Origin of the sequence: Avibacterium avium, assembly GCF_900454535.1 — a bacterium.
Classification (GTDB): Bacteria; Pseudomonadota; Gammaproteobacteria; order Enterobacterales; family Pasteurellaceae; genus Avibacterium; species Avibacterium avium.
Genome location: NZ_UGSP01000001.1, coordinates 950,118 through 968,448 on the forward strand (window position 1 = coordinate 950,118; position 18,331 = coordinate 968,448).

Genomic DNA, 18,331 nt, shown 5'->3' on the forward strand with positions numbered 1-18,331 from the left:
TTTCTTAACGAAAAGTAAGCCCATACTCGCTACGCTGCGTTCAGGCGTTACTTTTCTAAAAATTTGTTAAAAGTGAAGGCAATTTACACGGGAGATGATAATACGCTTTCAATAGGTTGCACCTACCAATCCCCCTCTTTAGCAAAGAGGGGTTAGGGGAGATTTGTTCTTAACTTTACCACCTACGAGCCGTAGGTGGTTAGATAACACAGCCACGCTGTGGCTGAGATAAGGGAATTTTCTTTGCACTTTCTAAAAATCCCAAAATTCCCACCGCACTTTAAAATTCGCCCTAACCCTATTCCCCGTCCAAACCGCCCGAATGGAGATAAAATTTTTAGAAAAGTAACGCCTGAACGCAGCGTAGCGAGTATGGGCTTACTTTTCGTCAAGAAAATTTTATAGGAATGAGGAAAAAGCGGTTTGATCGGGGTTCCCTTTTCTTTGCTTCCTTTCTTTTGGGGAACGCAAAAGAAAGGAAGTCGCCAACGGCGAAACCCGTTATTTATCCCAAAGAAAAAAGCAAATTTACGCCATAACAATCTTTATTAGATTAGAGATATTATTGAAATTATGCTACAATCTCGCCTAATTTTTTATGTAATTAGGGAATATTTCAAATGACGAATTTGGTTTCAAACGTTACCCCTGTGAGTATTGAGGAAGAGCTGAAATCTTCCTATCTTGACTACGCAATGTCGGTGATTGTTGGGCGTGCGTTGCCTGATGTGCGTGATGGGCTAAAGCCAGTACACCGCCGTGTTTTATATTCAATGGATCAAAGTGGCATTACCTATAATAAAGCCTATGTAAAATCTGCCCGTGTGGTGGGTGATGTAATCGGTAAATATCACCCGCACGGAGATAGCGCCGTTTATGACACCATTGTACGTATGGCGCAGCCGTTTTCATTGCGTTATATGTTGGTGGACGGTCAAGGTAACTTCGGTTCAGTAGATGGTGATGCGCCAGCGGCAATGCGTTATACCGAAGTGCGTATGCAAAAGATCACGCAGGAATTATTAACGGATTTAGACAAAGAAACCGTGGATTTCTCGCCAAACTATGATGGCAAAGAAATGATCCCTGATGTGTTGCCAACCAAAATTCCAGCCTTGTTAGTCAATGGCTCATCGGGGATTGCGGTGGGTATGGCAACCAATATTCCCCCACATAATTTAGGTGAAGTGTTAGATGGTTGTTTGGCTTATTTAGACAACGAAGACATCACCATTGATGAATTAATGCAATTTATTCCCGGCCCAGATTTCCCAACAGCTGCGTTAATTAATGGCCGCAAAGGCATTGAAGATGCCTATAAAACAGGGCGTGGCAAGGTTTATGTGCGTGCCAAAGCAGAAATTGAAACCAGCGAAAAAGGCCGCGAAACCATTATCGTGACGGAAATTCCTTATCAAGTAAACAAAGCGAAATTGGTGGAAAAAATCGCCGAGCTGGTGCGTGATAAAAAAATCGAAGGCATCAGCAACGTACTTGATGTATCCAATAAAGAAGGTTTCCGTATTGAAATTGAAGTGAAACGCGATTCTGTGGGCGAAGTGGTGTTGAACAACCTTTATGCGCTCACCCAAATGCAAGTGACCTTTGGTATCAATATGGTGGCGTTGGATCACGGTCAGCCGAAATTATTCAATTTAAAACAAATTATTGAAGCCTTTGTGAAGCACCGCCGTGAAGTGGTAACTCGCCGTACAGTGTTTGAACTGCGTAAAGCCCGTGAACGTGCGCATATTTTAGAAGGTTTAGCCATTGCCTTAGCCAATATCGATCCAGTTATTGAATTAATTCGTGCGTCAAAAACTGGTGATGAAGCCCGTGAAGCCTTGCTTGCACGCGGTTGGGATCTAGGCAACGTGAGTGGAATGTTAGAAGCGGCGGGAATGAATGCCTCTCGCCCTGAAGATCTTGCGCCAGAATTTGGTGTGCGTGATGGGCTATATTACCTTTCTGAAGAACAAGCCCGCGCTATTTTAGATTTACGTTTACAACGCCTAACAGGCTTAGAACACGAAAAAATCGTTACCGAATACCAACAAATCTTGGTCGAAATTGGCGAATTATTACGCATTTTAAATAACACTGAACGCTTAAGAGAAGTGGTTTGTGAAGAATTAGAACGCGTTAAAGCGGAATTTAACGATGAACGCCGCACTGAAATCACAATGGCGTCAGGCGATATTAATTTAGAAGATTTAATCGCACAAGAAGATGTGGTGGTAACCCTTTCTCACGAAGGTTATGTGAAATATCAACCACTTACCGATTACGAAGCACAACGCCGTGGCGGTAAAGGTAAATCTGCAACCAAGATGAAAGAAGAAGATTTCATCGAAAAATTACTGGTTGCCAACACCCACGATACGATTTTATGTTTCTCTAGCCGTGGACGTTTATACTGGCTCAAAGTGTATCAATTACCGCAAGCCAGCCGTGGCGCACGTGGTCGTCCAATCGTGAATATTCTGCCATTAGATGAAAACGAGCGTATTACCGCAATCTTGCCAATTTCTGCTTATGAAGAAAATAAATTTGTGGTGATGGCAACCGCAGGCGGTATGGTGAAAAAAATCGCCCTAACTGAATTCAGCCGTCCACGTTCAAACGGGATTATTGCCCTTAACTTGCGTGATGAAGATGAACTCATTGGCGTGGATATTACAGACGGTTCAAACGAGATTATGCTGTTCTCATCACAAGGACGCGTAGTACGTTTTGCAGAAAGCGCTGTGCGCCCAATGGGACGAACCGCAACAGGGGTGCGCGGCATTAAATTAGCCCTAACTAACGATCTAGTGGAAGATGAAAGTGCGGTGGAAATTGAAGAAATTTCTGACGATAACAGCGAAGAAACCCTTGATCTGAATATCGACAAAGTGGTGTCGCTGGTGATCCCGAAAGATAACGGCGCAATCCTTACCGCAACGCAAAACGGTTATGGTAAACGTACCGATTTAGCGGAGTACCCAACTAAATCACGCAACACCAAAGGGGTGATTTCTATCAAGGTGAGCGAGCGTAACGGTAAAGTGGTTGCCGCAACCCAAGTGGAAGAAAATGACCAAATTATGCTGATTACCGATGCGGGAACCTTAGTAAGAACCCGTGTTAGCGAAGTGAGCATTGTTGGACGAAACACCCAAGGGGTTCGCTTAATTCGCACCGCCGAAGACGAGCAAGTGGTAAGCCTTGAGCGTGTTTGTGATGTGGACGATGAAGAGAGCGATGTTGAAGGTGAAAGCGTTGAGATCAATGTTGAAACCACAACGGAATAATTGATCACGATTAAAATTAATAAGCTACCTGCGGGTAGCTTATTTTGTAGAGATGGTATAAAAGAGATAACGCATTATGGCATATCAATTTTTTAAAAATCTAATGATTTACCGCTTAACCAAACCGTTGGACTGGTCAGCGGAATATTTACAGACTCAATTAGAACAGGGGCAATTTTACCCTTGTGGACAAGGTGATATGCAAAAATTTGGCTGGGTTTCGCCATTGAAAACCAGTGAATTATTGCATTTTTCTGTGGGTAAGCAGATTTTATTATTGGCCAAAAAAGAAGAAAAAATCCTTCCTGCGCAAGTGGTTAAGCGTGAATTAGAGCAACGAATTAATGAGTTAGAACAAAAAGAAAATCGCAAATTAAAGAAAGTGGAAAAACAGGCGCTGAAAGATGATGTGGTGGCAATGTTACTTCCGCGTGCGTTTAGCAAATATCAGCAAACCGCGATTTGGATTGATAGTGATAAACAGCTTATTTATGTTGATGCAGCATCAAGCAAGCGTGCGGAAGATTCCCTTGCTTTATTGCGTAAATCTTTAGGTTCATTACCTGTTGTTCCACTCGCTTTTGCCAATGAGCCAAGTATCGTAATGAGCCATTGGGTAAGTGAAAATGCCACGCCAGCTTGGTTAATTCCTTTGGAAGATGCTGAATTGCGCGGCAGTCAGGATAACGCCGTGATTCGTTGTAAACAGCAAGCTCTTGATGCAGAAGAAATTCTTTCACTTTTGCAGGCCGGTAAAACCATTACGCAACTGGCACTTGAATGGGAAGGGTATTTGTCTTTTGTATTAAACGAAGATGGCACGTTAAAACGCTTGAAATTTGCAGATGAAGTGCGGGAGAAAAATGACGATATTTTGAAAGAAGATGTCGCCCAGCGCTTTGATGCAGATTTTGTCCTAATGACAGGAATTCTTTCACATCTCACCGAAAACTTACTCGATGATTTTGGCGGGGAAAAAGAGCGGTTGTAATTTTTCTTGTTTTCAAAATAAAAGGGCTTAAAAATGATTTTAAGCCCTTTTATTATTAGATTAATTAAACATTGCAGAAATGGATTCTTCATTGCTGATACGGCGAATTGCCTCAGCTAACATTCCTGAAAGTGTAAGCACACGCACTTTGCCCAAGGCTTTGATTTCTGGGGTAAGTGGAATGGTGTCTGTAACTACAATTTCATCAAGGGCATCGCTGGCAAGATTTTTTGCCGCTGAGCCTGAGAATACGGCGTGAGTTGCATAAGCAAAAACGCGTCTTGCGCCACGTTCTTTTAACGCTTCTGCCGCTTTGCATAGCGTTCCGCCCGTGTCGATCATATCATCAACAAGGATACAATCGCGTCCAGCTACATCACCAATAATGTGCATAACTTGCGATACATTGGCTTTTGGACGGCGTTTGTCAATGATTGCCATATCGGTATCGTTGAGTAATTTTGCCACTGCACGAGCGCGAACCACACCGCCAATATCAGGAGAAACCACGATTGGATTTTCAAGATCGGTTTTCTTTAAAATATCGTGAATTAATACTGGAGAACCAAATACGTTATCCACAGGAACATCAAAGAAACCTTGAATTTGCTCAGCGTGAAGATCACAGGTTAAAACACGATCTACCCCTACGCTTGATAAGAAATCCGCCACCACTTTTGCTGTGATAGGTACACGCGCAGAGCGCACACGGCGATCTTGGCGAGCATAGCCGAAATAAGGGATTACCGCAGTGATACGACCTGCTGATGCACGGCGTAAAGCATCAACCATCACAAGTAATTCCATTAGGTTGTCATTTGTTGGCGCGCAGGTTGATTGAATAATGAAAACATCGCTACCACGCACGTTTTCATTGATCTGCACTTGAATTTCACCATCGCTAAAGCGTCCCACGGTGGCATCACCGAGAGAAAGGTATAAGCGTTCAGAAATTCGTTTTGCTAGTTCTGGCGTTGCATTACCAGCGAAAAGTTTTATGTCAGGCATTGTAAAATTAACCTCAGAATTTTAGATGGAAGAATGTGTAAAATATTGATCTCATTGGAATAAATGCTCCATCATTTGGTGTAATGGTGAAACATTTAGCCCCTTTGCAACAAAACCAAAACAGTCTTTTGGCTTATTTAGAAATACCGCTTGAGCAGATTGAGCATCGTCAAATTCTGCGAAAACACAAGCCCCTGTTCCCGTTAATCTTGCGGGTGCATATTGTAACAACCAGCCCAGCAGTTCTTCAACCTCTGGATAATGATCTCGCACAATTTTTTCGCAATCGTTTGTATAATTTTCAGCTAAAAGTTGTGAAAGTGGTTTTTTCGGGGTATTGCGTGGCAAATTGGGATCTTGAAAAATGCGTCCTGTTGAAATGGAAACGTTAGGTTTTAGCACCACATACCATTTTTCAGCAGGATTACAATCGTGAATTTTTTCCCCCACGCCTTCTGCAAATGCGGCTTTGCCGTGAACAAAAATAGGCACGTCAGCGCCTAGCTGTAACCCTAACTGAGCCAATTCTTCAAGGGAACATTGCGTTTTCCACAAAGAATTAAGGGCAACAAGTGTGGTAGCCGCATTTGATGAGCCACCACCAACTCCGCCGCCCATAGGCAAGATTTTATCTAAATGAATATTTGCCCCAAGCTGGCAACCTGTGTGCTGTTGGAGTAAACGCGCTGCGCGATAAATTAGGTTATCTTCTTGTTTTAAATGGGGAATTTCTGGAGAAAGAATGATTTGTGAATCGTCCCGCACGTCAATTTGCAGCCAATCGCCAAAATCTAAAAATTGGAACAAGGTTTGCAATTCGTGATAGCCATTTTCCAAGCGTCCATTAATATAAAGAAACAAATTTAATTTTGCTGGGCTAGGAAAACGGTAGCGTCCATTTTTCGGCGGAACAAAAAGTGCGGTGGAAAAATGATAATTTTTCATTAGTATTTCCAATGATTAACGCGAATTTTCAGGGTTTGTGCGTCATTTTTTAGCAAAATATCCCGTGGTAGCGCAGGGGAGCGGTCTTGATGATAATTCAAATAATCCACCGTCCATTGCTCACCATTGACGGTATAAGTAAAGTTGGCGAGCAAATGGTTCTCACCCACATTGTAATCCTGTTGATTATTTGGTTCGCCTTTCAACCAAGTGGCCAGCTGGGTGAGCGGAATATCCATTCCGATAATTTCGCGCAATAACGCTTGGGCATCTTTAGCGGAGCGCTGGCGTCCTTTTTCATCTGAAATGGTTAAACCTTGCGCGTGCATTTTAAAGGTGAGTTTGGAACTACTTAAGGCTGAAGAAAGCACCAGTGTATAGGCTTTCGGGTTTTGATATTGCCAATCAAAGGCGGTAGAAAAACGCTGTTTGGCGCTGATATAGCCAATTTGTCCTTCTGCTTGATAAGCGCTAATTTGTTGAATTTGTTGTAAATGTTGCTGCCAAGTGCGGTCGTTTTTTTCTATATATTGCACATTGGCTGGGCGGTTATCATCAATATCAAGGGCGCAGCCTGCTAGCAACAAGCTGATAAATAAAGGAATAAAAAGGGTTTTTAACAATTTCATTGGTTCACAAGGGTAAAAAATTTGCCTGTATTTTACGGGCTTGTACGAGGTGAGTAAAGGCTGAGAAAGGGATTTCGCATTTTTTTACAAAAAAGTAAAATTTTTTTCATTTTTCCCCTTGAAATTTCTCTTTCAGCCAACATTTTACTTCCATCAATGAGTTGGGCTGAAAAATGTGGAAATTTTCCACCGCACTTTGAATGTTATTCCTGTGTGAAAAAATGCAAAAAAATTTGCAACATTGCACTTGAAATTTTTAAAGCCAGCCCAATTTAATCAATCGTAAACGAATTAATCGAATTTTATTAGGAGAAAACATATTATGGGAAAAATTATTGGTATTGACTTAGGTACAACAAACTCTTGTGTGGCTGTAATGGACGGCGACAAACCGCGTGTTATTGAGAATGCGGAAGGGGATCGTACAACTCCGTCAATTATTGCTTATACAAATGATGGCGAAACCTTAGTAGGTCAGCCTGCGAAACGTCAAGCAGTAACAAATCCAAAAAATACATTATTTGCAATCAAACGTTTAATCGGTCGCCGTTTTGAAGATCAAGAAGTACAACGCGATGTAAATATTATGCCATTTAGCATTGTGAAAGCAGACAACGGCGATGCGTGGGTTGAAGTGAAAGATGAAAAAATGGCACCACCGCAAATTTCTGCTGAAGTGTTGAAAAAAATGAAGAAAACAGCAGAAGATTTCTTAGGTGAGCCAGTAACTGAAGCGGTAATTACTGTACCTGCTTACTTCAACGATGCACAACGTCAAGCAACCAAAGATGCAGGCCGCATTGCAGGTTTAGATGTTAAACGTATTATTAACGAACCAACAGCAGCAGCGCTTGCTTATGGTTTAGACAAAGGTAAAGGCAACCACACTATCGCAGTATATGACTTAGGTGGTGGTACATTTGACTTATCTATCATCGAAATTGATGAAGTAGATGGCGAAAAAACTTTTGAAGTGTTAGCAACCAATGGTGATACTCACTTAGGTGGTGAAGACTTCGATAACCGTATAATTAACTACTTAGTTGATGAGTTCAAAAAAGAGCAAGGCGTTGATTTACGCAACGACCCACTTGCAATGCAACGTTTGAAAGAAGCAGCAGAGAAAGCGAAAATCGAACTTTCTTCAGCGCAACAAACTGATGTGAACTTACCTTACATCACTGCAGATGCAACAGGGCCAAAACACTTAAACATTAAATTAACTCGTGCGAAATTAGAAGCCTTAGTAGAAGATTTAGTAGCACGCTCATTAGAGCCTGTGAAAGTGGCATTGAAAGATGCAGGTTTAAGCGTATCAGACATTGATGACGTGATCTTAGTAGGTGGTCAAACTCGTATGCCATTAGTACAACAAAAAGTGGCTGAGTTCTTTGGCAAAGAGCCTCGTAAAGATGTGAACCCTGATGAAGCTGTTGCAATCGGTGCGGCAATTCAAGGTGGTGTATTAGCAGGTGATGTGAAAGACGTATTGTTATTAGATGTAACACCGCTTTCATTAGGTATCGAAACAATGGGTGGCGTGATGACTACCCTAATTGAGAAAAACACAACGATTCCAACGAAGAAATCACAAGTGTTCTCAACCGCTGAAGATAACCAAAGTGCAGTAACCATTCACGTGTTACAAGGTGAGCGTAAACAAGCGTCTGCTAACAAATCACTAGGTCAATTTAACCTAGAAGGCATCAACCCAGCACCACGCGGTATGCCACAAATTGAAGTGACTTTTGATATTGACGCGGACGGTATTATCCACGTTTCAGCGAAAGATAAAGGTACAGGTAAAGAACAACAAATTACTATTAAAGCTTCATCTGGTTTAAGCGAAGATGAAATCCAACAAATGGTGCGTGATGCAGAAGCTAATGCAGAAGCTGACCGTAAATTTGAAGAATTAGTTCAAGCGCGTAACCAAGCTGATCATCTTGTTCACAGCACACGCAAACAATTAGGTGAAGTTGGCGATCAATTATCTGCTGATGATAAAGCCCAAATTGAAAAAGCCGTGAGCGAACTTGAAACTGCAGCGAAAGGTGAAGACAAAGCTGAAATCGAAGCGAAAACCAAAGCGTTAGTGGAAGCATCACAAAAATTAATGCAAGCCACAGCACAACAAGCTCAAAGCGGTGAACAACCACAACAAAACAACGGTGATGATGTGGTAGATGCTGAGTTTGAAGAAGTGAAAGACAATAAATAATTCACATTCAACAATAATCCAAAGGGCATAGCAATATGCCCTTTTAGCGTATAAAAAATAGGATAAAAATGGCAAAACGAGATTATTATGAAGTGCTTGGCGTTGAACGTGGTGCAGATGAAAAAGCAATTAAAAAAGCCTACAAACGCCTTGCAATGAAATTACACCCCGACCGCAATCAAGGGGATAAAGAGGCTGCCGAGAAATTCAAAGAAGTGCAAGAAGCCTATGAAATTCTAGGTGATAAAGAAAAACGTGCTGCTTACGATCAATATGGACACCAAGCCTTTGAACAAGGTGGATTTGGTGGCGGTGCTGGCGGCGGTTTTGGTGGCTTCAGCGGTGCTGATTTTGGCGATATTTTTGGTGATATGTTTGGCGATATTTTCGGTGGTGGTCGCTCACGCCAACAGCGTGTTGTGCGCGGTGAAGATTTACGCTACGACATCGAAATTACCCTAGAAGAAGCGGTTCGTGGAACGAAAAAAGAAATTCAGTTTGATACCTTGGCAGAATGTGATCATTGCCACGGCACTGGGGCCGAAAAAGATTCTAAAGTGGAAACCTGTCCAACCTGTCACGGTGCGGGACGAGTACGTCATCAACGTGGTTTCTTTGTGACGGAAGATGTGTGTCCAACTTGCCACGGCACAGGTAAAAAAATTGAAAATCCGTGTAAAAAATGCCACGGTGAAGGACGCGTTTACAAGAAGAAAAATCTTTCCGTTACCATTCCAGCAGGCGTGGATACCGGCAACCAATTACGCTTAGCCGGTGAAGGTGCAGCAGGCGAGTTTGGCGCGCCAGCGGGGGATTTATATGTGGTGATTCACGTTAGACCACACCACATTTTTGAGCGCGATGGCAATAATTTATATTGTGAAGTGCCAATTAGCTTTACGATGGCGGCATTAGGGGGCGAAATTGAAGTGCCAACCCTTGATGGTCGCTTAAAAGTGAAAATTCCTGCAGAAACCCAAACAGGTAAATTATTGCGTTTACGTGGCAAAGGTATTCAGTCAGTGAGAACAGGGCATACAGGGGATCTCATCTGTAAAGTAATTGTAGAAACCCCAGTGAAACTCAATGCTGAACAGAAAGAGTTATTAAGAAAATTTGAAGAAAGCCTTGAAAGTGGTAAGAAAAAACACCGCCCGAAATCTTCAAGTTTCTTTGACGGTGTGAAAAAATTCTTTGATAATTTAGGCAAATAACCACACAAATAAAACAGCTATTCTTAGGAATAGCTGTTTTTTTATGCTTTGAGTTTACTCCCCAAAATCCGCCGGCAAATGATGCAACATCGCTTTCCAAATGCTGCTGCTGCGTTCGCGGTTTTCTGCTAGGCATTGAATGGCAAGTTCAACATTGCCTTGTTCGCAGCTCTGGCGTAGGGCTTGGTAAAATTGCATAGTGAATTGGCGTGATTTAGCTTCAGAAAAGAATAACGATGCCACTTGGTGATAGAGATCTTTAAAGCTATTTAGAATTAAGCCATAGACGGGTTTGTTCGCCACAAAGGTAAAAGAACGGTATAAATTATAGTCAAATTCTGCGTAGGCTTGTGGGGTGTCGGCCAAGTGCGGTAGGTTTTCAAATAATTTTAATGAAGCGGCAGGATCGGTTTGAATGGCTTCTGGGATATAATGTTCACCCATTCGAGTGCGCAAAGATACTACATTGGTTATGATCACAGGAATGGTGGATTTATCAAGCTGAATCAGCGTGCTGATAATGTTCGGCCCAGCGGTTTCCCATACATTATTCACGCGGGTTGGCTTGCCGTGTTGAATGCTTAACCAGCCATCACGGGCAAGGCGTTGCAACACTTCTCGCAATGTCGTTCTGGTTACCCCGATTTTTTCTGCTAATTCCCGTTCTGCTGGTAGATCAGAACCCGGTGGAAAATGGTTATTCCAAATGCTTTTTACAATATATTCCTCAGCTAATCCCGCTGGGCTTTGGGCTTTAAGAAGCGACTGATGATTATTCATACTTTTGCGCAATTATTTGTTGAAAAATTTGTGATATAGATAACAAAATAGAGATTTGTTATTATCCTTGAAAGGTGGATATATTACAATTAGCACAGTTATATTTTTTCGTTTTAAAGTAAAGGTCGTAATATGAACTATTCTCAAGCATTTCTGAAAAATTTTCTTGGTTCAAGTCCTGATTGGTACAAACTGGCAATAGTCGGATTTTTAGTTTTAAATCCGATTTTGTTTTTTTGTGTTAGCCCATTTATTGCGGGCTGGGTGTTGGTTGCGGAGTTTATTTTAACGCTTGCAATGGCGTTGAAATGTTATCCATTACAACCCGGCGGGCTGTTAGCCATTGAAGCTGTGATGATTGGAATGACTCACCCCGAACACGTTAAAGAAGAAATTATGGCAAATTTTGAAGTAATTTTGCTGTTAATGTTTATGGTGGCGGGCATTTATTTTATGAAACAGCTGCTCCTTTTTATTTTTACCAAGCTGTTACTCAACATTCGTTCCAAATTGGTGCTATCCCTTTCATTTAGCTTAAGTGCGGCATTTCTTTCCGCATTTTTAGATGCCTTAACCGTGGTGGCGGTGATTATTAGCGTGGGAATGGGATTTTACGGTGTGTATCATAAAGTGGCATCGGGCAAACAATTTGATGATTCTGATGACATTAATGATGACAAACACATTGGCAATAGCCGTGAAACTTTGGAAGAGTTTCGTGCCTTTTTGCGTAGCTTAATGATGCACGCAGCCGTGGGAACGGCATTAGGCGGCGTGATGACAATGGTCGGCGAGCCACAAAATCTGATCATTGCTGAACAAGCAAAATGGGGCTTTGGCGAATTCTTTTTCCGTATGACACCAGTTACCGTGCCAATTTTAATTTGTGGCGCATTAACTTGCCTTGTGGTGGAAAAATTCCGCTTATTTGGTTATGGTGCGAAACTTCCGCGTAAAGTGTGGGGCGTACTGGCTAAATTTGACCGTAACCGCCAGCTCAAAATGAACAATCAAGAACGCGTAAAATTGGTAGTCCAAGCCTTGGTGGGCGTATGGTTAGTGGTTGGCTTAGCGTTCCATTTGGCCGCAGTCGGCCTAATTGGGTTAAGTGTCATTATTTTATGTACATCAGCTTGCGGTATTACCAGTGAACACGCACTCGGTAAAGCCTTTGAAGAATCCTTGCCATTCACCGCATTGTTGGTGGTGTTCTTCTCAGTGGTGGCGGTGATTGTGGATCAGCATCTGTTTGCGCCTATCATTGATCTTGTGCTTTCTGCTTCCGAAGATGTGCAATTAATGCTGTTCTATGTTTTCAATGGGGTGTTATCCGCGATTTCTGATAATGTATTTGTGGCAACGGTTTATATTAACGAAGCAAAAGCTGCTTTAGAACAACAGATTATTTCGCCACATCAATTTGAATTAATTGCTGTCGCCATCAACACAGGGACAAACTTGCCATCAGTGGCAACACCAAATGGGCAAGCGGCATTTTTATTCTTGCTGACTTCTTCACTTGCGCCGTTAATTCGTTTGTCTTACGGAAGAATGGTTTATATGGCGCTACCTTATACAATTGTGTTATCTTTAGTGGGGTTATTTGCGGTAGAATTTTTATTGCCAGCAATGACACAACTTTTAGCACAAATTGGATTAATTACGCCAGTATAAGAAGGATTCCCAATGCTGAAATATTTCAAACAGTTATCACTCAATCGTGGCGGTTGGTTGCTTTTATTGATCTCAACAATTGCGTTAGAAAGCACCGCACTTTATTTTCAACACGGAATGGGGTTGGCCCCTTGCGTAATGTGTATTTACGAACGAGTCGCCTTGTTTGGCATTACATTTTCAGCATTAATTGGCTTGCTTTATCCGCGCGCATTAATTTTGCGTTTATTGGCATTATTGGTTGGCTTGGGCAGCGCAGTGAAAGGCTTATTGCTAGCCATTAAACACGTTGATTATCAGCTTTATCCAGGGCCTTGGAATCAATGTTCTTATGTGGCTGAATTTCCACAAACCTTGCCATTAGATCGCTGGTTGCCTTATGTATTTAATCCAACGGGATCTTGCTCGGAGATTAGCTGGTCTTTCCTAGGCTTCTCAATGGCACAATGGATTGTGGTGATTTTCGCCTTTTATAGTTTACTGTTGTCGGTTTTATTAATTAGCCAATTTAAACGGGTAGAGCAAAATCGTAATATTTTTAGATAGTTTATTGTGATTGAAAGATAAAAAGTGCGGTGAAAATTTCTGATTTTTTCACCGCACTTTTTTATTTGCTATACAGAAGAATTTATTTAATGGGCTAATTGAATAGAAATATCGGCCAATTTTTCCCACACATCATCACTAAATTCAAGTTTTACTATACGTTCTAATTCAGCGAGCTGTTGAATGATTTTATATAATTTACGATAAGTTAAGCGTTGGATTGCTTGCAGAAAAAGCGGGCGGCGTGATTGCCAAATTTTGAGTTGATCAAACTGCTCACGCAATTTCGCGGTAGAAAGCGGTTGATCAATATTGCTCATTCCTTGTTGCGGTTGAGTGAGCGTTAGAATCGTAATTAGCTCGCGTTGTAAGGTACGCAATAAAATCACAGGCTGGATTTCTTCACCGCGCAAGCCGGCTAAAATCCGTCTGGCACGCTGGCTTTTGCCCTCAAGCAAGGCATCTACCCATTGGAACACGGTAAACACGGAAGATTGCTCCACCACGGTTTGCAGGCGTGATAAGGTGATTTTATCCTTAGGATAAAGCAAGGCGAGCAGTTGTAAGGTTTGCTTTAAGGCAAGAAGATTATTTTCGTAGCTGTAACACAAAAGCTGGATTGCGTCTGGCTCAACAAAAATCTCTAAGGCTTTGCTGCGCCCTACAATCCAACGGGGGAGCTGTTCAATATTTGGTGTCTGACAATTAACGATAGAAAATTGCGCATCAAACTGATTAGCTTGCACAAACCAATCTTGTTTTTCCATTGGTTTGGTGAGCTTTGCTGTTTGTAGAATAAGCAACACGTCTTGATTTAATAAGCCAATTAATTCGGCTAAACGCTTTTGTAAAGGTGCGGTGAGATTTTCAGGAAAATTTAGCAATAAAATTTGACGGCTGAAAAACAAGCCCATTGATTGCACTTGTTCGTTTAAGGCGATCCAATCGGTGCTGTTATCCAGCGTGATTTCATTTTTTTCATCGAAACCTTGCTGTTTTGCCACAGCGCAGATGAGATCCTTGCTTTCTTGCAAAAGCAAGGGATCTTGCCCCACCAGACAATAAATTGATGCCAATTTTTTCTCTAGCGAGGCACTCAGCTGATCAGCAAACAGACGTTGCATTATTGGCTTTTCACCTGTTGTTTTAACGCCACCATTTTGGTGATAAGCTGACGCGCAGCTTGTTCACGCATATCGTTCCAAATCACTTCTTTCTCGGCAGATTTCGCTAAGGCAGCGCGCGAGTTATCAAAGAAAGTGCGTGTTACTTGCGTGTTAATTGGATAACGTTGCTTATTTTTAAGCTGAACACTGGCCTCTACTTGCAACACCAACACTTTTTCCGCCTCACGCCCCTGTTTGAAAATAGACGCTACTTCGCTATTCTCGCGAGCATTATTTAAGCGCAACACCACCACATCACCTTGCTCAACAAGCTGAATGTTATTGGCTCGCAACTGCTTGCGCATAGCAATCGTCATCGCATCATAAGGATCACTACTTTCCAAACGCAATGTTTTCATCTCTTGCGGAATTAATTCACCATTTTCAAAGTGGAAACCACAAGCCGTGAGCGTTGCCAACGCACCGACAAGACATAATTTTTTAAGTAAATTCAACATAGTGTTTTCTCTTAATAATTCGCTCCACTCAATGAGTGGAGCGGTTGGATTATTTCGCGACAAAGCTAAATAACTTACCTGGTACATAGATGGTTTTCACAATGGTTAAACCGTCTAGGAATTTTTGTACATTCGGATCGGCAAGGGCGATTTCTTTAATGGCGTCTTCTGCCATATCCGCAGGCACAGTGATTTTCGCGCGCACTTTACCGTTTACTTGCACCACCACCAGTTTTTCGTCATCAACCATTGCTTGCGCATCGGCTTTCACCCAAGGGGCGAAGTCAATGGCGTCTTGGTTGCCAAGCTCTTTCCATAATTGGAAACAAATGTGTGGGGTGATTGGGTAAAGCATTCTTACCACGGCATTTAAGGCTTCTGCCATTACCGCGCGATCTTGCTCATCGTCCAATGGCGCTTTGGTTAATTTGTTCATTAACTCCATTACCGCTGCAATCGCCGTGTTAAAGGTTTGGCGGCGACCAATATCATCGCTCACTTTCGCAATGGTTTTATGCACATCACGGCGAAGCGCTTTTTGTTGGCTTGAAAGTGCGGTTGGATTTAACGCAGTTTTTGCTGGATTTTTGCTGTATTCAAACACTAAATTCCATAAACGGCGTAGGAAACGATTTGCCCCTTCCACGCCAGATTCTTGCCATTCCAAGGTCATTTCCGCAGGGGAGGCAAACATCATAAACAAACGCACGGTATCTGCACCGTATTTTTCCACCATTTCTTGTGGGTCAATACCATTGTTTTTCGATTTAGACATTTTTGTCATTCCGCTGTGGACTAACTCGCGTCCTTCATCATCAATGGCACGGATAATGCGTCCTTTCTCATCACGCTCAAGGGTTACTTTTGTTGGTGATACCCAAATACGCTCCTTGGTATCGCTGGTGTAATAGAAGGCATCTGCCAACACCATTCCTTGACACAACAATTTATTCGCTGGCTCATCAGAGCTGACTAGCCCCGCATCACGCAATAATTTGTGGAAGAAGCGGAAGTAAAGCAAGTGCATTGTAGCGTGTTCGATCCCACCGATATATTGATCCACAGGTAGCCAGTAATTGGCTTCTTCTGGGTTGAGCATTGCTTGGTGGAAGTCTGGGCAAGTGTAACGCGCGTAATACCACGAAGATTCCATAAAGGTGTCGAAAGTATCGGTTTCTTTCAATGCCGGTTGTCCGTTATAAGTGGTTTTTGCCCAATTTGGATCCGCTTTGATCGGGCTACGCACGCCGTCCATTACCACATCTTCAGGCAATACAATCGGCAAATCTTGCAACGGAGCAGGTACAACCTCGCCATTTTCAAGGGTAAGCATTGGGATCGGTGCGCCCCAATAACGCTGACGAGAAACACCCCAGTCGCGTAAGCGGTAATTCACTTGGCGTTTGCCCACGCCCATTTTTTCTAATTTATCGGCGATGCCATTGAATGCGGCATCAAAATCCAAGCCATCAAATTCTGCTGAATTGATCAAAATACCGTGTTCGGTGTAAGCCTGCTGTGATAAATCTAACGGGCTACCGTCTGCGGGTGTAATTACAGGATAAAGCGGTAAATCATATTTTTTAGCGAACTCATAATCACGCTCATCGTGGGCTGGCACTGCCATCACCGCACCTGTTCCATAGTGCATTAACACGAAATTTGCCACCCAAACTGGCACTAATTTTCCTGTAATCGGGTGAATGGCGTGAATGCCCGTTGCCATTCCTTTTTTCTCCATTGTGGCAAGCTCGGCTTCTGCCACTTTGGTACTTTTGCATTCTTGGATAAATTGCGCAAGTGCGGGGTTATTTTTCGCTGCTTTTTCTGCAAGCGGGTGTCCTGCCGCTACGGCGAGATAGGATACGCCATAAAAGGTATCTGGGCGGGTGGTGTAAACCGTTACGCTTTCTTCTGAATTTTCAATATTGAAGGTAATTTCCACCCCTTCCGAACGGCCAATCCAGTTACGTTGCATTGTTTTCACCATATCTGGCCATTCTGGCAGATGATCTAAACCGCCCAATAATTGCTCGGCATAGTCGGTAATTTTGATAAACCATTGTGGGATCTCTTTTTGTTCCACTGGCGTATCACAACGCCAGCAACACCCCTCGTGGACTTGCTCGTTCGCCAACACGGTTTCGTCATTCGGACACCAGTTTACGCTAGAGGTTTTTTTATACACCAAGCCTTTGCGATAAAGCTCCGTAAAGAACCATTGTTCCCATTTGTAATATTCAGGTTTGCAAGTAGCGATTTCACGATCCCAGTCAAAACCAAAGCCCAAAATTTTGAGCTGATTTTTCATATATTCAATGTTTTCATAGGTCCATTTTGCTGGAGCGGTTTTATTTTTCACCGCCGCACCTTCTGCAGGCAAGCCAAATGCGTCCCAACCCATCGGCTGTAACACATTTTTACCGTTCATTCGCTGATAGCGCGAAATCACATCACCAATGGTATAGTTGCGAACGTGTCCCATATGCAAGCGACCAGAGGGATAGGGGAACATTGAAAGGCAATAATATTTCTCTTTGCTTGGATCTTGCACCGCTTTAAATGTTTTATTCTCAGCCCAATATTTCTGCACTTCAGGCTCAATTAAATCAGGGCGATATTGTTCTTGCATAATGTTACCTTTAAAAAATTATCAAAAAATTGACCGCACTTTGCCCATTTATTACGGCGATTTTAGGCGGCATAGATGAATAAGAAAATGTGGTATAGGATAGCGTAAAATAGGGAAAATTGATAGAACTATTGCGAAAATTGCCACCCTTATTGGTGGTGGCATTTCTCATACAACGGCACTAACTCTTGAATGGTTTGTGCGATAAATTCCACTGCATCAATGTGATCTAACTCGGCTTTTTCAATATTTTTCCCTATACAGAAAAAATCGTCATCATTGTTGAGTAAAAAATCCTGCGCAGAAAGCGACCGCACTTTGCGGAAATCGGCGTATTCGCTTTCATCGCCACGCCAAAAATCAAAATCGGCATAATGAGTTTGATCCAGCTGTTCAAACCATTGGTTATATTGTTGTACATTGATTTGAGAGCGATCGGCGCGATAGCAATGCCAATCAAGGCTCACTTGTAAACGGCGGCGATTTAAAATAATCGATAAAATGGCAGCAGAATTTTTGTTAAATTCATATTTGAAATAAGCAAAAAAATGCGCTCGCACTTGCCAACCGTTACACCATTTTTCAATATGGGGTTCAGCAAAAGGAGGGCCAAGGCGTTGTGCCACTTGCAAAATCGCCGTTTTCCATAAATTCCATTGCCGTTTGTAATTCGCTTTAATTTGTGGGATTTGCTCTGGGCAGAATTTTTTCATCTGGGCGAACTGGAAAAAAGGAAGATTGAACAGCTCGCAACTGGCAGAAGTAATCAGTTTT

14 protein-coding genes are annotated in these 18,331 nt (G+C 42.4%); 6 read left to right on the forward strand and 8 right to left on the reverse strand.

Annotation, left to right across the window (positions count from 1 at the left end; translation table 11 throughout):
* The first annotated feature begins 620 nt into the window (after window positions 1-620).
* Together gyrA and rdgC are read left to right on the forward strand one after the other, a co-directional pair.
* On the forward strand, window positions 621-3,293 hold the full coding sequence (gene gyrA, locus DYC50_RS04805; RefSeq protein WP_115249221.1) for a DNA topoisomerase (ATP-hydrolyzing) subunit A: 2,673 nt from the start codon (window positions 621-623) through the stop codon (window positions 3,291-3,293).
* A gap of 76 nt (window positions 3,294-3,369) precedes the next feature.
* Window positions 3,370-4,284, forward strand: a complete 915-nt coding sequence (rdgC, locus tag DYC50_RS04810) for a recombination-associated protein RdgC (protein WP_115249222.1) — start codon at window positions 3,370-3,372, stop codon at window positions 4,282-4,284.
* Window positions 4,285-4,344: 60 nt separating this feature from the next.
* On the opposite strand, the gene DYC50_RS04815 is transcribed toward rdgC, so the two are convergent.
* The 3 genes from DYC50_RS04815 to lolB are packed head-to-tail and all read right to left on the reverse strand — an operon-like array spanning window position 4,345 to window position 6,866.
* Window positions 4,345-5,292 (reverse strand): ribose-phosphate pyrophosphokinase, encoded by a 948-nt coding sequence (locus DYC50_RS04815; protein WP_115249223.1) that lies wholly within the window; start codon window positions 5,290-5,292, stop codon window positions 4,345-4,347.
* Between the two features lie 51 nt (window positions 5,293-5,343).
* Complete coding sequence (gene ispE, locus DYC50_RS04820; protein WP_115249224.1) at window positions 5,344-6,237, reverse strand: 4-(cytidine 5'-diphospho)-2-C-methyl-D-erythritol kinase; 894 nt, start codon at window positions 6,235-6,237, stop codon at window positions 5,344-5,346.
* Window positions 6,237-6,866: a lipoprotein insertase outer membrane protein LolB gene (gene lolB / locus DYC50_RS04825; protein ID WP_115249225.1), complete on the reverse strand. Its 630-nt coding sequence runs from the start codon at window positions 6,864-6,866 to the stop codon at window positions 6,237-6,239. The genes ispE and lolB overlap by 1 nt, the downstream gene beginning before the upstream one ends.
* A 322-nt stretch (window positions 6,867-7,188) precedes the next feature.
* Between lolB and dnaK the strand changes: the two genes are divergently transcribed.
* Window positions 7,189-9,087 (forward strand): molecular chaperone DnaK, encoded by a 1,899-nt coding sequence (gene dnaK / locus DYC50_RS04830; RefSeq protein ID WP_115249226.1) that lies wholly within the window; start codon window positions 7,189-7,191, stop codon window positions 9,085-9,087.
* 68 nt (window positions 9,088-9,155) lie between these two features.
* On the forward strand, window positions 9,156-10,301 hold the full coding sequence (dnaJ, locus tag DYC50_RS04835; RefSeq protein WP_115249227.1) for a molecular chaperone DnaJ: 1,146 nt from the start codon (window positions 9,156-9,158) through the stop codon (window positions 10,299-10,301).
* Window positions 10,302-10,355: 54 nt separating this feature from the next.
* On the opposite strand, the gene fadR is transcribed toward dnaJ, so the two are convergent.
* Window positions 10,356-11,081, reverse strand: coding sequence for a fatty acid metabolism transcriptional regulator FadR (gene fadR / locus DYC50_RS04840; RefSeq protein ID WP_103855494.1), 726 nt, complete (start codon window positions 11,079-11,081; stop codon window positions 10,356-10,358).
* A gap of 132 nt (window positions 11,082-11,213) precedes the next feature.
* Between fadR and nhaB the strand changes: the two genes are divergently transcribed.
* Complete coding sequence (gene nhaB, locus DYC50_RS04845; protein ID WP_115249228.1) at window positions 11,214-12,755, forward strand: Na(+)/H(+) antiporter NhaB; 1,542 nt, start codon at window positions 11,214-11,216, stop codon at window positions 12,753-12,755.
* Window positions 12,756-12,767: 12 nt separating this feature from the next.
* Entirely contained in the window at window positions 12,768-13,301 is a 534-nt protein-coding gene (gene dsbB, locus DYC50_RS04850; RefSeq protein ID WP_115249229.1) for a disulfide bond formation protein DsbB, read from the forward strand.
* 86 nt (window positions 13,302-13,387) lie between these two features.
* Here the strand turns inward: dsbB and holA are convergent, their stop codons facing one another.
* The 4 genes from holA to DYC50_RS04870 all read right to left on the reverse strand — a co-directional run bounded on the left by holA (window position 13,388) and on the right by DYC50_RS04870 (window position 18,327).
* Window positions 13,388-14,425: a DNA polymerase III subunit delta gene (holA, locus tag DYC50_RS04855; protein WP_115249230.1), complete on the reverse strand. Its 1,038-nt coding sequence runs from the start codon at window positions 14,423-14,425 to the stop codon at window positions 13,388-13,390.
* Window positions 14,425-14,925 carry an LPS-assembly lipoprotein LptE gene (locus DYC50_RS04860; protein ID WP_103855501.1) on the reverse strand — a complete coding sequence of 167 codons (501 nt, stop codon included), beginning with the start codon at window positions 14,923-14,925 and terminating at the stop codon, window positions 14,425-14,427. Before DYC50_RS04860 ends, holA begins: the two co-directional genes overlap by 1 nt.
* 49 nt (window positions 14,926-14,974) lie before the next feature.
* The gene (leuS, locus tag DYC50_RS04865) at window positions 14,975-17,557 is read right to left on the reverse strand and encodes a leucine--tRNA ligase (protein WP_115249231.1); all 2,583 of its coding nucleotides are present in this window, start codon (window positions 17,555-17,557) and stop codon (window positions 14,975-14,977) included.
* Between the two features lie 149 nt (window positions 17,558-17,706).
* Window positions 17,707-18,327: an HI_0552 family protein gene (locus DYC50_RS04870; RefSeq protein ID WP_115250161.1), complete on the reverse strand. Its 621-nt coding sequence runs from the start codon at window positions 18,325-18,327 to the stop codon at window positions 17,707-17,709.
* Between the last annotated feature and the right edge of the window lie 4 nt (window positions 18,328-18,331).